Origin of the sequence: Methylomonas albis (genome assembly GCF_014850955.1) — a bacterium.
Lineage (GTDB): Bacteria > Pseudomonadota > Gammaproteobacteria > Methylococcales > Methylomonadaceae > Methylomonas > Methylomonas albis.
In genome coordinates this window covers 968200-989011 of the sequence record NZ_JACXSS010000001.1, presented here as the reverse complement: position 1 = coordinate 989011, position 20812 = coordinate 968200, and the positions used below count along the sequence as shown (strand labels likewise).

Here is a 20812-nt window from a genome sequence, read left to right as displayed (position 1 = left end):
AACCAGGCCATGGATTTCGATACAATTGCGCCAGTATTGAATGACAGCTTTTTGACGTGTTGAATTGTCACAATCGACCCAAACCCGTCTATCGAGCTTCTCCAAACCGGTCGTTCAGTGAAATACAGATTCTGCGAACTGCTGGAATATAAAGCAGACGCTGGTGACCTCAACCTACCGGCCAAATGCTGCCTATCGAGGTGAGTTTCTGAATGGCCGATTAATGTCGGAAATTGCCCGTTTAACGTGGAGATAAGGGGCGAAGCTTTTGCGGAGTCCCACTTGGGCGCAGGTTAGGCATCAACATTTGTACCTCAACTCGTAGACTTTAAGCGATGAGTATGCATCCACATAGGTTGGCGAGACTATGCTTGCCATCAAACTTCTGTCGGTCACCTCTTCGATGCTAACGACCTCAAACCGCGAGCCGTGTGGCAAGAGAATTTCGTGCTCGAAGCCGCCAAAGGAGGAATCAGTCTCCATGTCCAGTGCTGGCAAATTAGGCGGGCATTCGATTTTTAATAGTGCCGCTGGAAGATTTCGGAAGGAGGTCGCAAAGTGTCTCTGGACCGAAGCTTCTTCTGTCGTTGTTGACATAAACGCTGGGTATGCGATTTCATTGCCCACTAAGTATGGACTGATATAAGCATCAATCGTGGCCCGGTACAAGACCGCTGCTTGACTTAATGTTGATTGATTAATTAGCTCAGTTAGTTCAGAAGCAGCACTGTACCAAGGCTCATTGAGCGCGGTGCCTTCCCGTAGGCACTGGTTCACGTAGTCAGCAAAGCACTGCTGACCGCCAAATGGTGAATTTGCTTTGTATAGGCGGAAGACTTCATTGTTGTGCGGAGCAGATACTGGCATTGAGAGTGGCTCTTGTTGATTCCTAGCGCTCGGCTAAACGGCGAGCTACGCAGCAGCGAGTCCAGCGCACGAAGTGTGCGAGTTTGAACCGCTTGTTAGTTTTGGCGTTCATTTTACTACAATATTTTTACTTGAATTAATCACGTGATCTGGCAGATGGCTGTCGTCTTTGCTTATGCGTATGACGCCGCGCTCCATCGAGACATTTCCGCTATACCGGTCTCCAAGGCCAAGTCTGCCAACCAGCTTTAGTACCGGTATTCTCTCTTTTTTTGGGTTACTATCTTCATATTCAAGAATACTGCTTTCTTCGATCTGTAGTAACAATACCCAATGAAATGTAGCAGAACCACTCGTTTGGTCATAAGCATGAACCACATGAATACCAGATTCCGATGTGCCGAGATACTCATAACCAAACACCTCCCTGGTTTCCTCTTCCTGCACTTCCACAAACCTTTTTCCTTCAAATTCCCGCACTAAGACCTCACCAAAATACCTATTACTGGAATTTGACCCCGATATATCGATTGAAACTATTTGCCTTCCGCTATCAGAAATCCAACCAACCAAATCTTTGAGTAGCAAAGGGTTTATAAGCGTTTTGCTCTGAAAAGAGTAACCATATTTTTCCCACAGTTTTGCCGATGGCGAATCACTCTCTATAACAAATTCCGGCCGCTTGTGTATTTTAAAGATGTAAAGTGTCAATGACGATATTAAAATAAGTATGAAACCAAAGAAAATCCCAATATCATCGAACTGGTTATTTTTTATATTTATTTCATAATTTTCTGACCTGAGGGAAATGCTGTCCAAAAGAACTAGTAGCTTTGGGGCCAATATTAAACTGACACCAGATACTAACGCACCATAAATAACCCGGTTCTCAATTTTTGGGTTGATGTAGGAATCCAAGCGCCTGAGGAATATGTCTGTTATACGTCCCTTCATTTTAAATCCAGTGCAAAACTAACAAGTTATTAAGCTGTTAACCGTATATTTACCTGAAAAGAATTTTCGATACGATAATTTATTGATCTGAATTTAAGTTTCCTTTCTGTATATCATCGGCGACAGACATCTATGACTGGTCACAATCAAATCGCTGTCATTGAATCAGACAAGGCGATAGTCTGCAACGGGTCGGTTTTGCTCCTTCAATCCTGGCTGAGCAAATTCGGCCAACTCCAGATCGCCGAGTTATTGTCTTGATTGTCAATACTTGAATGAATACCAGTCTGTCAGTTTATTTTGGAGGCTTGATTGCCAGATCTGACCCCGTTGATTCTGAGTGTTGTTTCGCTTCTGTCTGTACTTCCTGTTTAGAGGCTGAGGCTTCACTTGGCTTACTTTTTATGATTTCACCTAGCTGAAAAGCCAATATTACCGCTAAAATTGCCGCCCAAAACTTAGAGGCATAATCTTGTCCTTCTTTAAGTGCTACGACCTTGGTCGAATCATCGACTTGGTCAAAGAAAAAATATCGTTCATATGAAAACCAAAGCGGGGGCGCTATTGTCCAGACAGCAAGGTGAATTGCGGCTTCTATACGACCCATATCTCCCACTAGAAGCGAAGCAATAACATAGCAAGCATAGTAAATAGCAGTAATGCTTCCAATAAAGCTAGTCCTTGCTTTCCACCAAGTCTCATAGATACTTTCAAATTTAGTGGGAGCCTCTACAAACTCAGCAGGATCAACTTTAAAATAGGCGTTGCGGGTGCTGAAGTAAATTATCGGAAGAATTATAAAACCACCTATTACCCATAATAAATACCACATTGTAGTCATTGAAATGTTCTCCAGTGTCCGCATTAGCAAGGAAAATTATTTGTCGTACATCTACCATGAAACCTAGCTCCCCTCAAGAAAATATTGGCTGATGACGAGCAAATAACAGTCATTCAAACTAATGTGGTAATTGTCAGCAAAGGGTCGATTGTGACAATTCAACACTGGCGTAATCATATCGGAATTGATGGCTTGGTTTGCATCGGAACTGGTGGCGGTTTTCAATCGGAATGGCTGGCTGATTTTGGTCGGAATACGCAACTGTTCAACGTAAGCCAACCGGATTAGGGTGAAATGCGCAGCTCTAAAAAAAGCAAAGTCGGTAATAGCTCACCATCTTCTTGTGAACTATTTGATAGGTATTTTCAAGTCATGACTCTAACCTGTCTACATCTTTACTAATTTATGTGTACCACCAGATAAACCTTCAGTTAAACGCACCCACATATTCTGTAATTTTAGGAGAAAGATGATGTTTAATTCCATATTTAAAAGCCTAGTTCTAATTTTTTCAGCCTTTATCGCTACTACATCGCTGGTTATGGCCGATCCATTTACAACGCCCCTACCGAATCAATATGTATTGCATGGCGGCAATCTGAAAGTTACCTATTCGACAACGGGGTTCGATGGTAAACCGCACTTCACATATCAGGATGGGACTCATACCCTAAACTTCAGCGGCGATCAAATTAGAACGGTCGGAACGGAAGATGGAACGCTTGTGAGTGTGACGATTCTTATGACCGTCGATACCGGATCAACCTCCTTTACGGTTCTAATTCCGCACATCAACCTGGACTCGACGCTAGAGGCCAGCATCCAGACGCAAGGCATCAGTACTCGGCATAAATTCTCAATTATTCCAGACCTGAACCGTGGACAGCTGGATACTTATAAATTTACCAAACTTGTTGGTAACGCTAGTGTCGTGAACTTCTGAAAGAGAAATTGACGTCGGATATCACCTGGATAGAGCGTCAAAATTTTCCAGCAGAATTTTTCTAACTCAACTTTAGGCACTCAGCCGCCGCGCCCGATTAGGCCGGCGGCTTTTTAGTGCCCGGAATTTGAACTCACAGTGTCGGCATAGCGGTCAGCGTAAATCCTTATTTGAGCGGCAGGTTTAGATGGCATGGGAGCCGTTCGGGATAGCGGCTATATGGGTAATCAGGAATGTTAGAGCTAAATTAACACCATTCGAGACACCTGCTTTGTTTTAAGCTCGCGTATGGGGATAACTTAAAAAATAACATTTTTCTTAAATCATATAGGTGTTGTTTACGGTAAAAACAGATCGGAGGTTTATAACGTAAAATTGACTATACAAAGATATTTCATTCTAAAAGACAGAGCACATATATCGTACCTCACTGAAAAAAACGCCGATTGGTTCGGGATAAAAGCTCGGCGAATATTTTATCCGCTAATAATGTTTGTCTTTTTCCAGAGTTTCTTGAAGCGTTTGGGACGAGTTCACAAAACCCGTTCCGCTCAACAGGGAATAGCTCTATTTAGCACCAAAACTTATATTCAACCACTAAATACGGCTCCAATTAGTCTCAAAAAAAGAGCTTCTCACCAACCTATTAGGTATTACTCATTCCATAAGCAGAGAAGAGTACGAGACCTCTTTAGCAACTTGCAATAATCTTTAGCTGTTTCACCATTGTTGTTTTGTTCGTATACATTTAGCCCCTTAGATACAAGGTAGGTACATATATCCTCAAAATCTCCTCCGGTACAAGCCCAGTGTAATGCTGTCATTCCATTTATATCTTTGGAATCAACTCGCGCACCAGCGACAACTAAATCTCTAACAATCTCTAAGTGACCACCTTTGGCTGAAGCCATAATTGGCGTTTGCCCAACTTGGTCTTTGCTATTTGGGTTTGCTCCGCTCGATAAAAGAAATTCGACAATTGGTTTATTGCCGATATAGCATGCCATTAAAAGTGCAGTACCTATGTTTTCATCACTGTCGTCAAAATTTATTAAATCGATGGCAGCACCATGCTGAATTAATAATTTAACAGCCTCAATATTTTCTGTTATGCAAGCCCAATAAAGAGCACTTTTTCCTGATATCTTCAGATTCGGACTAGCAGCATCAGATAGCAATTGAGATGTTTTTTGAACATCAAAATTCTGAATGGAATCGATTAATAACCTAGCTAAATCTGACATACTCATAAATAAATTCTGAATCCGTAACTTCAGCGGCAAAAACCGCCGCAACATTGAAAAAAAAGACAAAATACGGTTTTCATAATTCTATCCAAGTCGACAGAAAAGTAAATTATTTTCAATGACTTAAAAATTAATCCACGGATTCAGGTGAATATTTAAATATATAAGCATATCAAACATACTCCCATTAAGCGTGTATTGATATTTCTCTTAATGCATTTAACGATCATGCGCCTACTGGAGAAAGTATAATTATTATCGGGATTAGTATCCATGGCGCAATTTGGGATGGTGATGGTGGATTAGGTAAAATTACACTAGGTGAAGTGCTCTCAGGGTACACAGGCTCTGGAACCGGTCTATTTACTGTATCAAAAATACTCCTTGGAATGGAGCCAGTACCCCCATTACCCTCATCATCATCGCAACCCAACTTTCTGTACTCTGTTGTATCATTAGTGATGCCGCGCTTTAAATCATTAATCTCCTTGTAATGGCCTCCTGGTTTGGTAAATCCGCCAGGAAATGAAAATCCGCCTTTGCCGTCGGCAATAGGATCGTATTTCCGCAACTCATTCAGTAACTTAGCGTTCTTTTCAAAGATTTTTTTTCTAAGTTGATTGCAACGCTCTACATCGCATAATCCGAAGAAATCATCGTAAGTTAAAGGATTCCCGTAAGCGTAGGCGTATGAATTAACGCCCCCCGCCAATCCAATCGGATCACTCTCGATATATCGGCCTATAGCTGGGTTGTAATCCCTGAATCCGTTGTAATGCAATCCGGTACTTTTATCGTAATACTGACCAGGGAAGCGCAAATTATAGGTAAAGATATTGCTGTCGCCATCCGGGTCTTCGTTGGCCGCTGTCGTGCCGAAGGCCTCGCTATCCCAACGCCAAATGACTTTGCCGGTATTATCGCTGATGGCCCGTGGCGCGTTCAGGTGATCGGCGTAAACAAAGTACTGATTACTACCTTTGCTGACCGCGACTGGCATGTTGCCTAGCCAAATTGTTTCCTGAATCGGTGCACCGGTTTGCGTGTATTCGCCGAGCACATGCCCCGCGCCGTCATAAACAAAATAAGTACCGGCTTGCACGTATTTGCCGGGATTGGTGCGCATATCAATGATTTTGGCCTGGGTGCAGCTGGCGTCGGCCGCAGTGACTTTGCCATCATGGCTGCAATCGGCTGCTAGATTGACTGGCACCGCCCCTTGGGTCATCAAGACGATCAGACGTAAATCCGTGGTAGTGAGGCTGCCGTCCTGGTCCGCATCGCCGGCTAAATCCGGAGCGCCGCCATAGACTTTGGCGACACGCTGCCCCAGGCCATTAATCAGGTATTGTTCGACGCCGATGCCAACATTGGCCGCTTGAACTAGACGGCCCCTACCATCGTAGGTAAAGCTGTTATAACCATCGGCGGTGATATGACCGGCGGCATCGTAGCTATAATTTTTCAGAATTTGGTTTGTGTTATCGGTAATCCCTAACAACCGGTTGCTGGCGGTATCCAGACTGAAGTTTTTGATCAGCGTGCTATCCGATTGCTGCAGACGATTGCCGTTGGCATCGTAGCTGTAGCTGATTTGGCTAGCCGGATCTGAAAAATTGGTTAAGCGTCCCAGTTCGTCATAGCTAAAGCTTTGATCATGGTTGAGGTCGGTATCGGTATAGCCTGTTATGCGTCCAGCCGCATCATAGGTAAGTTGCCGCGACCGGTCACCCAGATCGTAGGCAAGCAAACGGCCATCCAGGTCAAAACTACGGGTGGTTTTAACACCATTGCCGAAGGTCCAGTCAGAGGCACCACCAAAAGGTTGATAGTGAATGTCACTCAGTATTGGCGTACCGTTGCTATCCAATGTAGCGACTTGGCCGTTGCTGTTGTAACTGACGTGCAGGGTTTGGCCGGAAGGATAAGCCAGTGATACCAGTCGGCCATCACTACCATAGCCATAACTTGTCACTAATTTCAATGAGCCGCTTTTGAAGGTTTTGCTGGTGACCCGACCGCGAGCATCGTAGGCCCAATTGGTCACCGTACTCCCTGCGCCTTCAGTCATTTGGGTCAGATGACCCAAACCGTTGGCACCTTGATCGTAGGCAAAATTAATGGGCGGTTTACTGGCATAGCGGATTTGAATGATGCGGTTGAGTGCATCGTAGCTGTAACTGACTGTTTGCCCGCGAGCATCGACGACGCTGATGGGGTTACCCGCATCATCGTAGCTAACTTGACCATGCCCGGTATCGGGGCTATCAATCGTCAAGCGTTGACCGAAACCGTCGTAGCCGTAGCCGGTTTGGTGAGTCAGTGGATCGGTTACCGCAAGCAGATTGTCATTACTGTCGTAGTTGCTGTTCGTTGTTTTGCCAAGTGGATCGACGCTGCTAATCAAACGGTTTAGCGAATCATAAGCCAGAGCGGTTTTGTTGTTCAGCGGGTCGGTGAGGCTAGTGGTATTGCCATTGGGGTCATAACCAAATTGCGTGACCTGATTCTGAGCGCCTATCGATTTTGCCAAGCGGCTAAGCCCGTCAAATACCTGTGTGCGAGTGCTTGTTAAGGTATTACTTGGATCGTTGACGGTCGTTTTAAGCTTATTGCCCATCTTATCCAAGGCGTAATCGATATGATTACCTTGAGAATCAGCGATGCTGATTAGTCGATGGGCATCATCATAACTGTAGGCAAGATAAGTGGCGTCCGGCAGGGTGAGTTTGATCAATTGACCGGCGACATCGTAGCTGTACTGGGTGGTTTCAGTGCCTACGGTTGAAGCCAGGAGCCTACCACGCGGGTCGTATTGGAAGCTGGTTACCAGTCCATTGGGGTCTTTAATCGATAACGGTTGGCCATCGGCATTGTAGCTAGCAATCGTAGTAACGTGACTCAGTGCATCGGTAATGGTGGTGAGATTGCCTTGGGCGTCATAGCTAAAACGGGTGAAGTCGCTAACATCGGTACGCGGACCGTCGATGGTAAGCGGTTGGCCGTTAGCGTTATAGGTAAAGGTCCAGGACTTAGTTTGCGCGCCGGCAGTAATGGTTTTTTGTAACAGATTCCCTTTGGCGTCGTAGCTGAATGCCATAACACGATTGGGTTCGACGATCTTGGTCGGAAGCCTAAATGTAGAATGCCAGGTGGTTGTTATGGTTCGGGCCTGAGGTTTGCCTGCCGCTTCGGTACGGGAGATTTCAAGATTGCGGGTGGTGTCGTAACTGTAATTGGTGGTGTTTGCGTTGAAATCAGTTTGGCTAATGATGTTGCCATTCGCGTCGTAACTGGTTGTGGTCTTGGTGCGGGCGTATCCGACCGGGCAACTAGGGCAGCTTTGGGTCATCAATGTTTCCAACGCCACATCATTGACATTAGTGAAAGTCGACGTGCGAGTCACACCGAGCGCATCTTTAACCGGTACATAGCCGTAGGTTAGAAAGTTATAATCCAGGGTGTATTTATTAACACCACCAGCCAGTTCGTTGGAGACATCCCTGCCCTGACTATCGTAAGCGTCGGTAGCGTAACGAACGCCTTTTTCATCAATGATACCGGTGAGCGCATGCGGATATGAGGGGTTTTCGTAAAGGTATTTACGTTGGGTGTTGTCGGGATAGGTGACGGTCGATAAATTGTTTTTGCTGTCGTAGCTATAAGCGTAGACTCCGCCATTCGGGACCTTGACGGATGACACGCGAGTATCTGTGCCGCTGTAAGCGAACGTTAGACTTCTGCCAAAGGGATTGGTGACCGTGCTTAACCGACCTTGGGAGTCGTAAGTAAGGGTTTGTGTTAACCCTTTGCGATCAGTAATGCTAATCAGCTTTCCGCTGGCGTTATAGATTTCGACTCCATCCAGTCCGGTGGTGTATTGCCAGCCAGTTGCTAGCTTAACCAGTTTGGCATTGACGTCGCTATCAGATACCCATGCAGAACCGGCCAGAATAAAGGTCAATACTTTTCCGTCATTGCGAGTGACATCGACGGTAAAGGAAGTCCCGGAGATCGAACGGTTGTAATCGCCTCGCCAACCGATGCCAAAGCTAGTAACGGCGTTATCAAAGCTGTTATAACTGCGCCTTAATGCAAGAGGCGAAGGTCCGCCGCTTAAATAATCGACCTCGTCTTCATATTTATTGCCAGTGGCAACGTTGATGGGCTCAGCAGTCAGTTTAGGCGTACAGCTGGTGTCGCAACTGTTATTTCCACCGTTATTCTTTGAGGGATTTTGGGTGATACATTCGTCACCATCAATATCTCCATCGGGCAATTCACAATTTGCAGGTTGCACAGCAAATACTGGCGCTGGAAATTGGAGTATGATTCCCAGTGCTAGTGACAAAGCAATGAAACCAATCAAGCGCCTAAATGAGCGCCGTCCGGAATCGCAACGCTCTAACGTTTGCTGATTCATAACTAAGGTGTCATGCGAGTAAGATCCCGACTTTACGATGATAGTCATATTCCTTCCTGTTAATCAGATATTGAAATCCAACTGCGCCCGCTCGAACGCAGTTGTCGATATTGCATGCTGTTGATCGTTATAGAAAACGATTGCGACGAGGGTTTAGCAGAAATGCCAAACTACCGCTCAATAGCAGCAAAAGGGCTTCCGGCTCTGGTACAGTGTTAGTGCTTGGATCACCACCGATAACGATTGCTCCGTTACGAACGGTGTATGGAATATCGGCTGCGTTTGTGTCAGTCAGTCCGTTGACCGATAGAGTAATCGGGCTTGTTCCGGCTGTTAGCGTGTTGAAAGACAATATTGCCAGTGTGAAACTGTCCGCTTGCTGAGCAAGCAGCGCAGCCGTATCGTCTAAGGAAAACTCAATCAGGTTAATCAACCCGAGGCCCGCTGTTGCGGTTGGGCCATTCAATCCAAGATTTAACAGATCCAGTTGATCACCTAGCAACGGATCCCCAAAAGTTACTTGTGAAAAAGATAATAAGGTGGGATCGAAGCCGATATCCAGATCGTAAACACTGAGTGCAGTATTGGCGTCAAGCCCAGATAAAGTAACCGCAAAGGAAACAGGTGAACTGATACCAACACTTTGAATGCTAGGTGAGATATCTAGGATGGCAACAGCATGCGATGGTGTTATTGAAAACATATACAGAGCTGCACTGATAAGAGTCGATGCAATCTTATTCATAATGACTTCCCTTTCGGACAATTGATTAAGTTTAAATAATTGATCTATCTTTACTCAAAACTCGTGCCAATAAAATTACCATATAAAAGTCATTGACTTATAAACGCCCCAAAATATCAACTAACAAAAATTGTAAATAATGCTGACATCGATTAATTCGTTTGAAGAATTCAATCGACGTCAATGAAGTCATATTTTTAATGTTGAATTGCTACGAATTCCCTAGCGCAGGAACAGAGTTGAAAGAACTTTATGCTAATCGCTGATGCCCGTTCTAATGAATATGTATGGACGCTAGGTGTAAAAAAAATCGACACCCCATAATCCTGATTGAGTTCAGTTACGTCAATTTGCTAAAACAGGATAGATCAACCCTATTCGATTATTGGTTGAAGCTGATCGAAACTTTGATGTCAGCTTTGAGGGTATAAGCCGCCAATGTTTAAGGAGAGGCGACTGACTCCTGAGGGTCGCCTTGCGACTGCCAGCTTTCAGATTCATCGCCCGAAAGCCGTCATTGAATTCCGATACCCGATAGCGGCCGTTCGTCACTGGGTCAAACCGACCCAAACTTGCCTGTCGGGTTTCTCCAAAGCGGCCAGTGAAAAAATCCAGAGTATGCTGGTTGTAAATCTACAAAGCGGTCTTTGGTGACCTCACCAAACCGGCCACTAGCTGACATTCGAGGCTTTGCGTTCAGTGTCGGCGATGTTTCAATGAGCTGCCGTTCAACTTGGGGCCGGCCCAAATAGCTAACCGCATTACAACCGCGCCCCGGTTGAGCGCCATGTTAGGATGACCACTTCGACTTTTCCAAACACAGTAAGAATTGGGTGAATATATTTTCCGGTTCGGAAGTCAGTCACAATTAGGCTGAAAAATATTTTTTATTCACCGTTATCTCTAGTTATATCAGATGCTCTAGCACTTAACCTGTCGGATAACAGATCAGCAAGTCTGTCTGGGACATCAAGGTGCATCACCCCTGCGCGAGGATGAATCTTCGCCAATTCTACCTGAATATTCTTAATTGAATTGTCATTGCCAGCAGCTGCGTTTGAAATAATATAGTCTAATTCCAATATCTCTTTGACCAAATTTCTTATTGGCCTATAGATTTCTGAATCTACTGATGCTAAAAACGTTACGGCTCCCATTAGATTTGCAATCGTTTCTTTCATTGATAAATTATGAGCCTTTATAGTCTCAAAAGTTAGATTATCAGAATCAAATTTCGCACACCATGTGATCCAGCAGAACGCATTTACTGATGAAGAAACTTGTTTAGATATTTCCTGAAAAGTCAAACTAATAGTCGACATCATCGCGTCTTCGCGATTCTTGGCCCAAAGTTCGAACTCCTTTGATATTTCCAATTGCTGCTTGAGGGATATGTTAAGTTTCTCAGCTTCCGTGCGAAGGCTTTGGATATCTAGTTGGGCTTGTGTCTTAAATTCTTCCAACGCAATTGCCGCGCAATCTTTTTGATTTTGGAGCTCTTTGTCAATAACTGATTTTTCTTCTCGGGCAATTCTTGCTGCCCACACTTTTCCGAGCCAAGCAGAAAGGCCAATTAGAAATGGAGTTGAGGCAATTAAACTTAGAATTTCTATCGATGACATACAGACATAATACTGTAAATTGCGAGCACACCAAATAATTAAACAGTTAACTGAATAACGTCGACAACAGGCATCAGGAGTTGGTAATGGTCAAGTCGCTGCATTGAATCACTTCTTCTCCGGTACCTGCCTTAACGATGCTGTACCCGTTGTTTCCGGTATATGTATGCTATTTTCTGAATCAGTTTTTTTTGTGGATTCCCCTAAATAGACTCTAAAAACATACATTCCAATCGCGCCAATTATTGTGGCAGACACGAATCCGAGAAATCTAACCCCATAAAATACGTTGTTTATTAATCCTGAATTCTCAAAAATATGATTTAGTGTTGGCTCCAGTTTGGCGAGAAAATACCCAGTGACACCGGAGTAAATTAAATTCGCATATTTTGGAAAGTTAACAACCTCATGTTGTCGTTTTGGGGTGGCTAAATAAACGGTTAACCACCCGATGAGAATTCCAAATAAAGATAACAATAGAGTTATCCAAAATTCCGTCGAGTATTGGCCGCCATGACACCGGTATAAAATATAAACAAGCGCGCATAAACAACTAAAATCAATAATCAGTGCTGCAATACACTTAGCAAAATTCCTATTCATAGCCCCCTGCATGTAATCAGTGACAGGCACCTTTGCCTGATAACGATCAACTCTCTGCCTCATCGGTGTGGCAACTGCCCGCAAATAGGACGAATTTGCTCATTCAAAATCGGTAGCAGCCGGAAATGAACGACTGCTACCTTGTCAAGCCCTAATTTTTAGTATGCACTGAAATTTCCAAGGCCTCATTATGCTTAGTTGCCGCCACGATAGAGGCGGTCAACTTGCAGCGTTGAATAAGCATAGTTGCTTCTCTGAATCATTGTAAATCTGCACAATTAAGAGGGTAGCCTAAACGTTTCACAACCCCATTAACTCGGATGGGTACCGGGGAGGATCGTTTTCGCTTATCGATACTGGGATGGAGTGTGGCCGCCGGAGGTGGCTCGCGATCTACGCACTCGCTCCCGGTATTTGCAGGAAAGTCTTTTATAGACCAATGAGCTAAACCTTCTGCTACACCCTCAATTTTAGGTGGCCTTGGATTGAATTTATATTTACCTTTATTTGCAAGTTGATCAATCATCCAACTTAATGAAATGTCTTGGAGTTCATGCGAATCCTCATATCCTCCACCGACATCAGCATGAGCTCCAGGAAACCAAACTTCTGTCGTCTCAGTGGCTTGAGCATTGATGGGCGGACATAATAGTATCGGCTTGAATTTGCTCCGTTTTTCGTCTAATGACACCGCATGAACAATGTAATGGATGGCTGGGTATGAGTCTGTCTTATAGCGTTCTCCAGCACTAATCCCAGGAAGCCAAGAAAAATACGTTTTAACGAAACCTTTTTCCTCTTTGCAGGCACCATAATTTTTAAATGAAGAACCTGGAACCGTGTCCCAAACACCTAAGAACGTAATTTCCACCGGTAACATGTCTAGGTCTAATTCTTCTTTAATCTCTTTTGCTAATACGGGGGGTTGGCCCGGAACAGAAGATTTCAATGCATTTCTATAATCTGCGTCCTCATCACTTTTATCTTTTGAAAAATCTAGAATTGTATTGCCGATGTCCATAAGTTTGTTTTTGTTTTCGGCAGACAATATTGGATATCCAGCTAAAGCGAGGAGTCCAGCAAGAGATCTGGCTTCATGTGCGCCTCTACTAAAACCAAAAATATAAATATTATCTCCAGGATGGTAATTTTCAATAATAAATTTGTATCCTGTAAGAATACGTTCTTCCATTCCTTTCCCTAGGGCTGCACCTAGTACTGGATTATCAGTAGTTCCAACGCCTTTAATATAGACCTCAGTAGTTTGTGGGTCATTATTACCAGCAATTAAATTATATAAGTTCCAAACATTTGTTGATGATTTTTGGTCATTCAAGGTTCCATCAAAAAAAATGAATATATTCTTATGTTGATCTGGATTTCCAAGTAGTTTAATATTTTTTTCACCAACATCGGAAGTTTCTATTTGTGCCATTGGTGTCTGCGCGAAACCAGATAATAAAAAAACCAGGGCGATACCACCTATTTGTCGCAAAAAATACCTCTGATCCCACGCCCAAAAAATATTGCCAAGTAAAACTTTCATGTTCGGTTCCCCTTTATTATCAGCAGTGTATTTCCGATTAGCGATAGCGTAATCGGAGGAATGTTGATCTGGTATGTGCGATTACTCAAACTAATCGCACCTATACGTTGAATGGTAGGTTTCTCGTCGTTTCCTGTAAAAGCAAATTAACTTATGTCTGTCAACTTAGGGGCCATAACACCAATTCAATCAAATCTTCATTTATCCTGTAATAAATCGCGTCTTTTATCAATGGCGCATTTGTACCAGTACAAATGTACTAATAGCCTAACAATAAAAATATTAGTGGGTTTGAGAAGTTGCAACGGAATGGCAGCATTACGTTCATTTGCTGCCATCAAAAAATTCAGGCTGACCGACTAATTTGGGTCGCCAAGCGACCGTCTTCTCTTCGGATTCATCGCCGCAAAGCGGTCAATGAAATTCCGATTCCCGAAAGCAGCCGCTCGTCATTGAGTTCAACCGGTAGAGTCGAGATGTGGCGCGGTAGCATTAGGTTTGGCTTGCTGTTTCCGTGCCTTTCGTTTGACGGTGTCCTAATAGCCTTACCGTAACCCCGTTTCCACACCCCGCTCATCGAACCGGACTGGCAGATTTCCCGCATCCGGCTCTCGGACAAGATGTCACGCTTTCGCCCACGGTTCGTCACACCCCAAGCGGCTTAAGCGCACCAAACCTAGTGTCTGGTAGAGATACGAAAGTGGATAGCCTCCGTCTGCACGCTTTCTCACCTTATACTTGTTGCGTAACGCTTGCCAGTGGCGGGCTTTAAAAATAGATGTACAGATTCTTCCTTTGCTCGGCCAGCCCCGCGCCCTTCCGGGTTGCTATAGCAAGCACCTTAGGGCGGACCTTTTCACGGTAATAATGAAGTTTTAGAGCTAGAGGTAATGGCAAAAGAATTTCACCGGATGGGCCGATCTTGTCGCCGTGATCACGCCCATATTCCTTACCTTTTGTCCCATATCGAAGGTTGACGGCCACTGCCTGGTTTTCGATTTCAGATGACGGATTAACAATCTGCCACTTGTCTCGCTCTATGGGCAAAGTGTCCAGCCTCCAACTCGCGGCTTCTTCACGACGGATACCAGTTTCCAGTACAAGCTCGGCAATCAGTCCTACAGTGGGTCCTGAAACTTCCTTTGCGTACAATCGATTAAGCCAGGCAGCTATCTCCGTGTCATCCGGAAATTTTAAGTGCCCGTCGGCTTCGCGAAGTTTACCTGCCCGAACCTCGATTTCTTTTGGAGAGTGCCCCCGAAAACTTTTGGGGTTTGCAACCACACCGGAGCGCGTGATCTTCGGTATCGAGAACGGAGCGCGCAACTCCTTGTCTGCCATCCAGGATAAGTAGTCAACCGCAGTGTCGATACGAACATTGATCGTGCGTTCAGACAGCGGCCTGTTATCGCGAGACCAGGTTCCATTAAGCATTTCGTTTTGATATCGTCCAATCAAATCCCGCTTGTAATCGGCAATCTTCGGATTAAGACCACGAACTGTGCACCATTCCAGGAAATTCGCAAGCCGATCCGCATAGTTTTTTATGCTCTTGGTCGTTGGTGGGTATGGGTTTTGGTCAGCTCCGCGATGACGAGGATCCCAGATTCCTAGCCCACGATCAATCAGGAATTGGCTACCTAGGCGGTGATAGGCAAGCTGTGAGTCAAAGATGAAAGGTAAGTCTGCGACTTTCGCAAAGCCGGCCTGAGCGATGAACCCAGGGTCTGCGTATGCGACTTTAAAGCTCCGTTCCATACATTAATATCTAATGTCGTTATATTTTGTGAATTTAGACAAAAGGACCCTCTTGTCAAGTTATATGTAGTGAAATCTACCATCCACTCTATTGGCGACTACGTAGTCGAAGGTTTTAAGTGTTTCGCCGTCTTTGAATTTAGGGTCTGCCAGCGTGTTGCCTTGAAAGATCAACGCCGTAGCATGGTCGTGCAGGATCATATTCATCCGTGCCAAACCGCTGGTAGCGCCGTCCTTTTCCTGACCATTTAGAGTAACTTTGGCATTGGCTTCGTCGCCGACTTTCAGTAACAATGAGCCTGAGCCGCAGGTGGGATCGTACACCGTAGTATTGCTGCTGGTGTTGGCCTCGCTGATACCGATGATTTGGGCGATAACCCGACTGACTTCCGCCGGCGTATAAAACTGGCCTTTGCTCTTACCGCTGTCGACAGCAAAATGCCGCATCAAAAATTCGTAGGCATCGCCGAGGATGTCGTCGCCTTCGGCGCGGTTTTTGGAGAAGTCCAGGGCGGGGTTCTCGAAGATGGCAATCAGGCTGGTCAGCTTCTCGACCATTTCACTACCGCTGCCCAGTTTGCCGGCATCGTTGAAGTCCGGCATGTCGGTCAGTTTGTTGGCTGACTTTAACGGCGCAATGATCTTTTTATTGATCTGATCGCCAATGTCGGGCTTGCCTTTGAGGGCGACCATATCTTTAAAACTGGCACCTTCCGGAATGGTAACCGGGGCGTAAGGTATACCGGCATATTTATCACTGACATATTTGATAAACAGCAATACCAGCACACAATCCTTGTATTGCGATGCATCCATTCCGCCGCGCAGTTCGTCGCAGCTTTTCCATAGCGAGCTATACAGCTCGGATTTTTTGATGGCCATGAGCTTTTTGCTGTTATCTACCGGTAAATTTGGCGGTAGCGTGATTGAAAGTCCTTGTAACCCTAAATGAGGTTAACGCTAGGCTGCGGAGAATACACTGATAGCAAGCGCTGTTTCAATTGCGGCCTAAACGCTAATCACTTGATAACCCTTTTTACATTTGGCCGTGTACAACTTATTCCCAGCGACAATGGCTTCTTCCTGGGTATCGAACCACTCCTTCCTGACTGTGCCTGGAGAACCTACCCTGCCCCACTCCTTGATCAGTGACCAATCATCAAATAGACCTGGCGTGACAAACATCTGGTAAAACCGATGCAGGTTGTTTTCGGTATCGTGTCTTTCAAGATATAGATGATTCATCAGTTACTCCCCAGAAGAGTGGACCGTATGATCAGTTTGCGGTGATTTCATCGCCGCTTCCCGAATCCGCATAATGGTTTGCCGAGTGGTTTTGAATTCTCGAGCCAACTCGGAAACGTTGCTGCCTGCGGCCAAGCGTTTGACAACGTCAGCACGCGCTTCCGCATTAAGTGCCGGCGGCCGACCAAACTGTTTACCCGCGGCCTTCGCGCGACTGATTCCCGCTTGGGTTCGCTCAATCAACAGATCACGCTCAAACTCGGCGACAGCTGCGATCACTTGCATGGTCATCTTGCCGGCAGAACTGGTCAGATCAGCGCAAAGTCGAGTAATATTCAGCAGCCTGTATGAAGAGCCTCCATGACTGAAGCGTTACTACTCTTTTTCATCCTGACTATGGTGTATTTCATGACGAAGAAACCTAAAACCACCCCCGAAAAGCCCCTATCTACAAAGGCCAAAGCGGAACAACCTGCAGCGTCGGTAGCTAGTAAAACTACCGCTAAAAAAACCAGCACCGCGCAGAAAACCCCGAATCAGACCTCGGATGTCGAAGCCAACGCTAAGGCTGAACACACACCTACAGTCAAAGCGACTAAAAAACTAACTGAAACGCCTACAGCAGCTATAACTCCCACTGCCGAAACCGAACAGCCTAAAACTACCAAAACCACCGCTAAAAAATCCAGTCCAGCAAAGAAAGCGCCGAAAAAGCCTGAAACCGCAGTCCCGGAACCCGTAGCGGCAACGTCGGAAATATCGGCAAGTGAACGGACCGGTTTAACCGCAGGCAGCATTTGGCATTACTTATCCGAGAACGGTGCTACCTCGGTTACAAAACTGATTAAAGAACTGCCGGAAGAAGAAAAAGTCATCCAGCGAGGTATTGGCTGGTTGGGCCAGGAAGGCAAAATCACACTGAGCATCGTAGACCGGGCCGAGATGATAGCGCTGAAAGAATAGCTTTGCTTGTAATAGGACGAGTGATGGCCAATCAGTTCGTCCTTGTTTCATAGTAAAGGATTGCGATGGATCTGAGATTAAGATTGGCAGAAATTTATTGGTTTGTAGAAATTTTCGTACTCACAGTTTCGGCCAAAAGCCGACTATCGGGGTAACATTCCAATTTCAATAGTTAACTTATCCTGTAACCCGCTTGACTGTCCGATATTTGGCGAGCAATTTGATATCACTGAGTCCCTGCGGCAATTTTGCGACGTTAAAAAAAATTCAGTGGATTGCGACTGCAAGCTGGAATATACAGTTTGCAGTCGTTTGAAGCATCTGCTTGTCGTGTCATTCAAATATTAGGTGCGATAGCTTACGCAATCGCACTTTTCGACGCCAACGTGCCTCCGATTGAGTTATCGCTAATTGGACCTACTAGGGTTTTTCCTGATCACCATTCGGGTCAACCCAACTAATCCAGTTAATAAAAACAAGGCGCTGGTTGGTAATGGGACTGGAGCGTAACTCGCTTTCCAGTCTACTCCGCTACTACCGAGCGCATTGAAATCGGTGATGTTTTGGCTTCCAACTTTGATGGACTCAATGCCGCCCCAGTAAAATGAGTTTGCCAGATCAGCTACACCGTTGCTGTTAATGTCACGACTAATCACACTAGCAACCGCTCTCATCTCAAGGGTGAAGGCTTGGCCTAAGGTTATAGGGATGTCCACGGTGTAATGTCCTTTGGCGCCCGCAAGACTCGTATTGGTGTAGACATCTGTAAAGTTGGCAAAAAGGGAGCTTTGCTCAGTGTAATTAAACAAAGTTACTGATCCGTTTGGCCCCAGTAAATTCAACGCCGCGATCGCTGATGCATCGGCATTTCCTAAATGACTGGTAGCAGCAGCGGTATTACCACTTAGTGGAAGATCAATGTAGATATGCCCTCTAGCTAAGCCTTGGCTACCATCGATAATTTGCAGCGAATGAATTGTTACGTTGTCTTTGATGCTCGCATTGCCATTGGCAGAAGCGGGTTGATTTTGCGGGCCAGCGTTAGCAGCTTGAGCGAAGACTTTGAGTGTCCCGTTCGTAATGTTAGCACTCGAACGTCCTTGTGAACTAGACGATGACGTAGTGACGGCGGAACCATCGTTAGTGGATTTAGGGTCTTCATATTGTTCGGCTATGACAAAAATACCGTTTTGTACTTTGCGAACTTGGGTGTTGCTATTTGCACTATAAACAACGCTCGCCGATGCTTGGCTAGCAAATGCCAACAAAGAAATCGCAGCTAAGGGTATGAATTTGTTAAATCTACTAGAATGTTGATCTAAAATGGATTGCTTTTGCGGTTTTTGTAATTTGCTAAATTGCATAGAAAGGCTTCTCCCAATCTGGTGCCTAAATAAAGGTAGAACGCATATTACCTAGCACTGATATCAAACTAAACCGTCTATAGAATTATCCAATTAAACAGCCTAAGTATCTTGCCATTGCCAAATGAATATTGAAGTTACAAATATCTGGAGCCAAATTGTCCACCCATATTTGAACTGGGTCAAATTTTTAGAACGCTACCACTAACTATGGTGCGCAAGGTATTTCTGCCCACCTTATTGAGGTAATAGATTTCACCCGCGTGTGGCACAATAGTCGTATTACACCCTACCAGACCTAAGCCGAGCAACCGCGTGAAGTACTAAAAGGCAGGGTCAGGTCTTGTAATCAAGCATCAAAAGATAATTGACAGGCAGATAAGCATTCAACTACTGTCATTGTTGGTCGAAATGCAGTCTGGCCAATTGGGCGGGGTCCCCAACGTCTGCTTTGTAGCTCCACAGTTTGCAGAATCCGGATAGACTGACTGGCCGGTTCAGATAAACGCGACCGTCACGAATGGGTCGATTGTGACAATTCAACACGTCAAAAAGCTGTCATTCAATACTGGCGCAATTGTATCGGAATCGTTGGCTGGTTTGTTATGGAATCTGCATCCTTTATAGGCAGCAGTAAAAAGGGATTCTAGGCCCAATAAGCTAAAAGTTATCCGGCCACAATCTTGCGCCGTGAAATACAGCCAATATTTGAATTTGTTGTTCTTTTAATCGATAAGGCAATATGTATTGTGTACCGACAACCACTAACTCCCTTGTTCAATCGACGCGGCCAGCGCGGCCTAGTTGCGGGTTGTCTTGCAGCAAGACGGCGCGTTCTTTGATTTCAGCTAATAGTCTGCGGGCTGCATTGGGATTTTCTTCGGCGATGAATGTCAACATCTCGCGTAAGTCCTGTCGGGCGGGTTCGGTCCAAACGAGTTTCACGCCCTACCCTTGGCCTTTTGTTCGATCTGTTCTTCCATTTCACGCATAACATCGTCATGATCGATCAGTTCACCACGGTCGGCGGCCGCTATACCTTGGGTGATTTTCTCGACCTGCCAGGCATGGGTTTTCAAGTATTCCCGTAAAGCTTGATTCACTAGGTAATTGCGTGATCGATCTAATGCCCCGGCAATAAAATCGAGTTGATGCACGATGTCTGATTCAGCCCTAACGGTAAATGCTTCGGTTGCCATGGTTGCCGCTCCGGTTAATGGTGGTTCATTTGTAATCATAATGCATAACTTAACGTATTGTCGGAATAGATTGATAGCCTTTTTTACATTTGGCTGTACACAACTTCTTCCCGGCGACAATGGCTTCTTCCTGGGTGTCAAACCACTCCTTCCTGACGGTAGGCGATCATAAAGCTCGCCTTTATTTCGTGCGCCTAAACCCTGCTGGGGATCACCCACAGTAACAAGCAAAGCCCTTAGAAACTCTTCTGGCGTAGAGATTGATTTAAATTCGAAATGAAGCACGGGGATTTGAGTACGCTCAGCCTGCTCAAAAACAGGATTGTTTTTCACATAATACTTAGCAAGCTCACTCTTACCGCTCCCAGACTCCCCTATGAGCAACAAACAAGAAGCCACGCCGAAATTTATCTTTTTAAATCGCAACGAATCAAACAGCTCGATTATGTTCGACAAAAACGGGCTCTTGATGAAAGGTCGATCGATATAGGA

Annotated in this window: 18 protein-coding genes; 2 read left to right on the top strand and 16 right to left on the bottom strand. The window is 45.1% G+C overall.

All coding sequences use genetic code 11. The features are described from left to right. Positions 1-300: 300 nt before the first annotated feature. The 3 genes from EBA_RS04745 to EBA_RS04735 form a co-directional block, all read right to left on the bottom strand. A complete protein-coding gene (locus tag EBA_RS04745; protein WP_192373589.1) occupies positions 301-867 on the bottom strand; it encodes an ADP-ribosyltransferase in 567 nt (188 codons plus the stop codon). Between the two features lie 108 nt (positions 868-975). Further along, positions 976-1821 (bottom strand): hypothetical protein, encoded by an 846-nt coding sequence (locus EBA_RS04740; protein WP_192373588.1) that lies wholly within the window; start codon positions 1819-1821, stop codon positions 976-978. Between the two features lie 295 nt (positions 1822-2116). Next, complete coding sequence (locus tag EBA_RS04735; RefSeq protein ID WP_192373587.1) at positions 2117-2662, bottom strand: hypothetical protein; 546 nt, start codon at positions 2660-2662, stop codon at positions 2117-2119. A 472-nt stretch (positions 2663-3134) separates the two neighbouring features. On the opposite strand from EBA_RS04735, the gene EBA_RS04730 reads away from it, so the two are divergent. Further along, positions 3135-3605, top strand: a complete 471-nt coding sequence (locus EBA_RS04730; RefSeq protein ID WP_223146645.1) for a hypothetical protein — start codon at positions 3135-3137, stop codon at positions 3603-3605. A 653-nt stretch (positions 3606-4258) separates the two neighbouring features. Here EBA_RS04730 and EBA_RS04725 read toward each other — a convergent pair. From EBA_RS04725 to EBA_RS04680, 10 genes are all read right to left on the bottom strand, one after another. Beyond that, positions 4259-4849: an ankyrin repeat domain-containing protein gene (locus EBA_RS04725; protein WP_192373586.1), complete on the bottom strand. Its 591-nt coding sequence runs from the start codon at positions 4847-4849 to the stop codon at positions 4259-4261. Between the two features lie 229 nt (positions 4850-5078). Beyond that, on the bottom strand, positions 5079-9323 hold the full coding sequence (locus tag EBA_RS04720; RefSeq protein WP_192373585.1) for an RHS repeat-associated core domain-containing protein: 4245 nt from the start codon (positions 9321-9323) through the stop codon (positions 5079-5081). A 79-nt stretch (positions 9324-9402) separates the two neighbouring features. After that, positions 9403-10020, bottom strand: a complete 618-nt coding sequence (locus EBA_RS04715) for a hypothetical protein (protein ID WP_192373584.1) — start codon at positions 10018-10020, stop codon at positions 9403-9405. Between the two features lie 887 nt (positions 10021-10907). Continuing rightward, positions 10908-11642, bottom strand: coding sequence for a hypothetical protein (locus EBA_RS04710; RefSeq protein ID WP_192373583.1), 735 nt, complete (start codon positions 11640-11642; stop codon positions 10908-10910). A 108-nt stretch (positions 11643-11750) separates the two neighbouring features. Next, the gene (locus EBA_RS04705; protein WP_192373582.1) at positions 11751-12245 is read right to left on the bottom strand and encodes a hypothetical protein; all 495 of its coding nucleotides are present in this window, start codon (positions 12243-12245) and stop codon (positions 11751-11753) included. 259 nt (positions 12246-12504) lie between these two features. After that, a complete protein-coding gene (locus EBA_RS04700; protein ID WP_192373581.1) occupies positions 12505-13791 on the bottom strand; it encodes a phospholipase effector Tle1 domain-containing protein in 1287 nt (428 codons plus the stop codon). A 768-nt stretch (positions 13792-14559) separates the two neighbouring features. Continuing rightward, the gene (locus tag EBA_RS04695) at positions 14560-15549 is read right to left on the bottom strand and encodes a hypothetical protein (RefSeq protein ID WP_192373580.1); all 990 of its coding nucleotides are present in this window, start codon (positions 15547-15549) and stop codon (positions 14560-14562) included. Positions 15550-15609: 60 nt separating this feature from the next. Further along, on the bottom strand, positions 15610-16431 hold the full coding sequence (locus EBA_RS04690; RefSeq protein WP_225615907.1) for a class I SAM-dependent DNA methyltransferase: 822 nt from the start codon (positions 16429-16431) through the stop codon (positions 15610-15612). A 126-nt stretch (positions 16432-16557) separates the two neighbouring features. Further along, a complete protein-coding gene (locus tag EBA_RS04685; RefSeq protein ID WP_192373579.1) occupies positions 16558-16794 on the bottom strand; it encodes a WGR domain-containing protein in 237 nt (78 codons plus the stop codon). Between the two features lie 3 nt (positions 16795-16797). Next, on the bottom strand, positions 16798-17106 hold the full coding sequence (locus tag EBA_RS04680; protein WP_225616469.1) for a helix-turn-helix domain-containing protein: 309 nt from the start codon (positions 17104-17106) through the stop codon (positions 16798-16800). Positions 17107-17154: 48 nt separating this feature from the next. Between EBA_RS04680 and EBA_RS04675 the strand changes: the two genes are divergently transcribed. Then, positions 17155-17757, top strand: a complete 603-nt coding sequence (locus EBA_RS04675; protein ID WP_192373578.1) for a winged helix-turn-helix domain-containing protein — start codon at positions 17155-17157, stop codon at positions 17755-17757. Positions 17758-18164: 407 nt separating this feature from the next. Here the strand turns inward: EBA_RS04675 and EBA_RS04670 are convergent, their stop codons facing one another. The 3 genes from EBA_RS04670 to EBA_RS04660 all read right to left on the bottom strand — a co-directional run bounded on the left by EBA_RS04670 (position 18165) and on the right by EBA_RS04660 (position 20776). After that, on the bottom strand, positions 18165-19121 hold the full coding sequence (locus EBA_RS04670; protein ID WP_192373577.1) for a VPLPA-CTERM sorting domain-containing protein: 957 nt from the start codon (positions 19119-19121) through the stop codon (positions 18165-18167). 777 nt (positions 19122-19898) lie between these two features. Further along, complete coding sequence (locus EBA_RS04665) at positions 19899-20066, bottom strand: type II toxin-antitoxin system RelE/ParE family toxin (protein ID WP_229427825.1); 168 nt, start codon at positions 20064-20066, stop codon at positions 19899-19901. Then, a complete protein-coding gene (locus EBA_RS04660; protein WP_192373576.1) occupies positions 20063-20776 on the bottom strand; it encodes an AAA family ATPase in 714 nt (237 codons plus the stop codon). Before EBA_RS04660 ends, EBA_RS04665 begins: the two co-directional genes overlap by 4 nt. Positions 20777-20812: the final 36 nt, after the last annotated feature.

Coding starts and splice junctions, on each gene's coding strand:
- EBA_RS04745 (WP_192373589.1), bottom strand. CDS start 867: ATGCCAGTATCTGCTCCGCACAACAATGAAGTCTTCCGCCTATACAAA.
- EBA_RS04740 (WP_192373588.1), bottom strand. CDS start 1,821: ATGAAGGGACGTATAACAGACATATTCCTCAGGCGCTTGGATTCCTAC.
- EBA_RS04735 (WP_192373587.1), bottom strand. CDS start 2,662: ATGACTACAATGTGGTATTTATTATGGGTAATAGGTGGTTTTATAATT.
- EBA_RS04730 (WP_223146645.1), top strand. CDS start 3,135: ATGTTTAATTCCATATTTAAAAGCCTAGTTCTAATTTTTTCAGCCTTT.
- EBA_RS04725 (WP_192373586.1), bottom strand. CDS start 4,849: ATGTCAGATTTAGCTAGGTTATTAATCGATTCCATTCAGAATTTTGAT.
- EBA_RS04720 (WP_192373585.1), bottom strand. CDS start 9,323: ATGACTATCATCGTAAAGTCGGGATCTTACTCGCATGACACCTTAGTT.
- EBA_RS04715 (WP_192373584.1), bottom strand. CDS start 10,020: ATGAATAAGATTGCATCGACTCTTATCAGTGCAGCTCTGTATATGTTT.
- EBA_RS04710 (WP_192373583.1), bottom strand. CDS start 11,642: ATGTCATCGATAGAAATTCTAAGTTTAATTGCCTCAACTCCATTTCTA.
- EBA_RS04705 (WP_192373582.1), bottom strand. CDS start 12,245: ATGAATAGGAATTTTGCTAAGTGTATTGCAGCACTGATTATTGATTTT.
- EBA_RS04700 (WP_192373581.1), bottom strand. CDS start 13,791: ATGAAAGTTTTACTTGGCAATATTTTTTGGGCGTGGGATCAGAGGTAT.
- EBA_RS04695 (WP_192373580.1), bottom strand. CDS start 15,549: ATGGAACGGAGCTTTAAAGTCGCATACGCAGACCCTGGGTTCATCGCT.
- EBA_RS04690 (WP_225615907.1), bottom strand. CDS start 16,431: ATGGCCATCAAAAAATCCGAGCTGTATAGCTCGCTATGGAAAAGCTGC.
- EBA_RS04685 (WP_192373579.1), bottom strand. CDS start 16,794: ATGAATCATCTATATCTTGAAAGACACGATACCGAAAACAACCTGCAT.
- EBA_RS04675 (WP_192373578.1), top strand. CDS start 17,155: ATGACTGAAGCGTTACTACTCTTTTTCATCCTGACTATGGTGTATTTC.
- EBA_RS04670 (WP_192373577.1), bottom strand. CDS start 19,121: ATGCAATTTAGCAAATTACAAAAACCGCAAAAGCAATCCATTTTAGAT.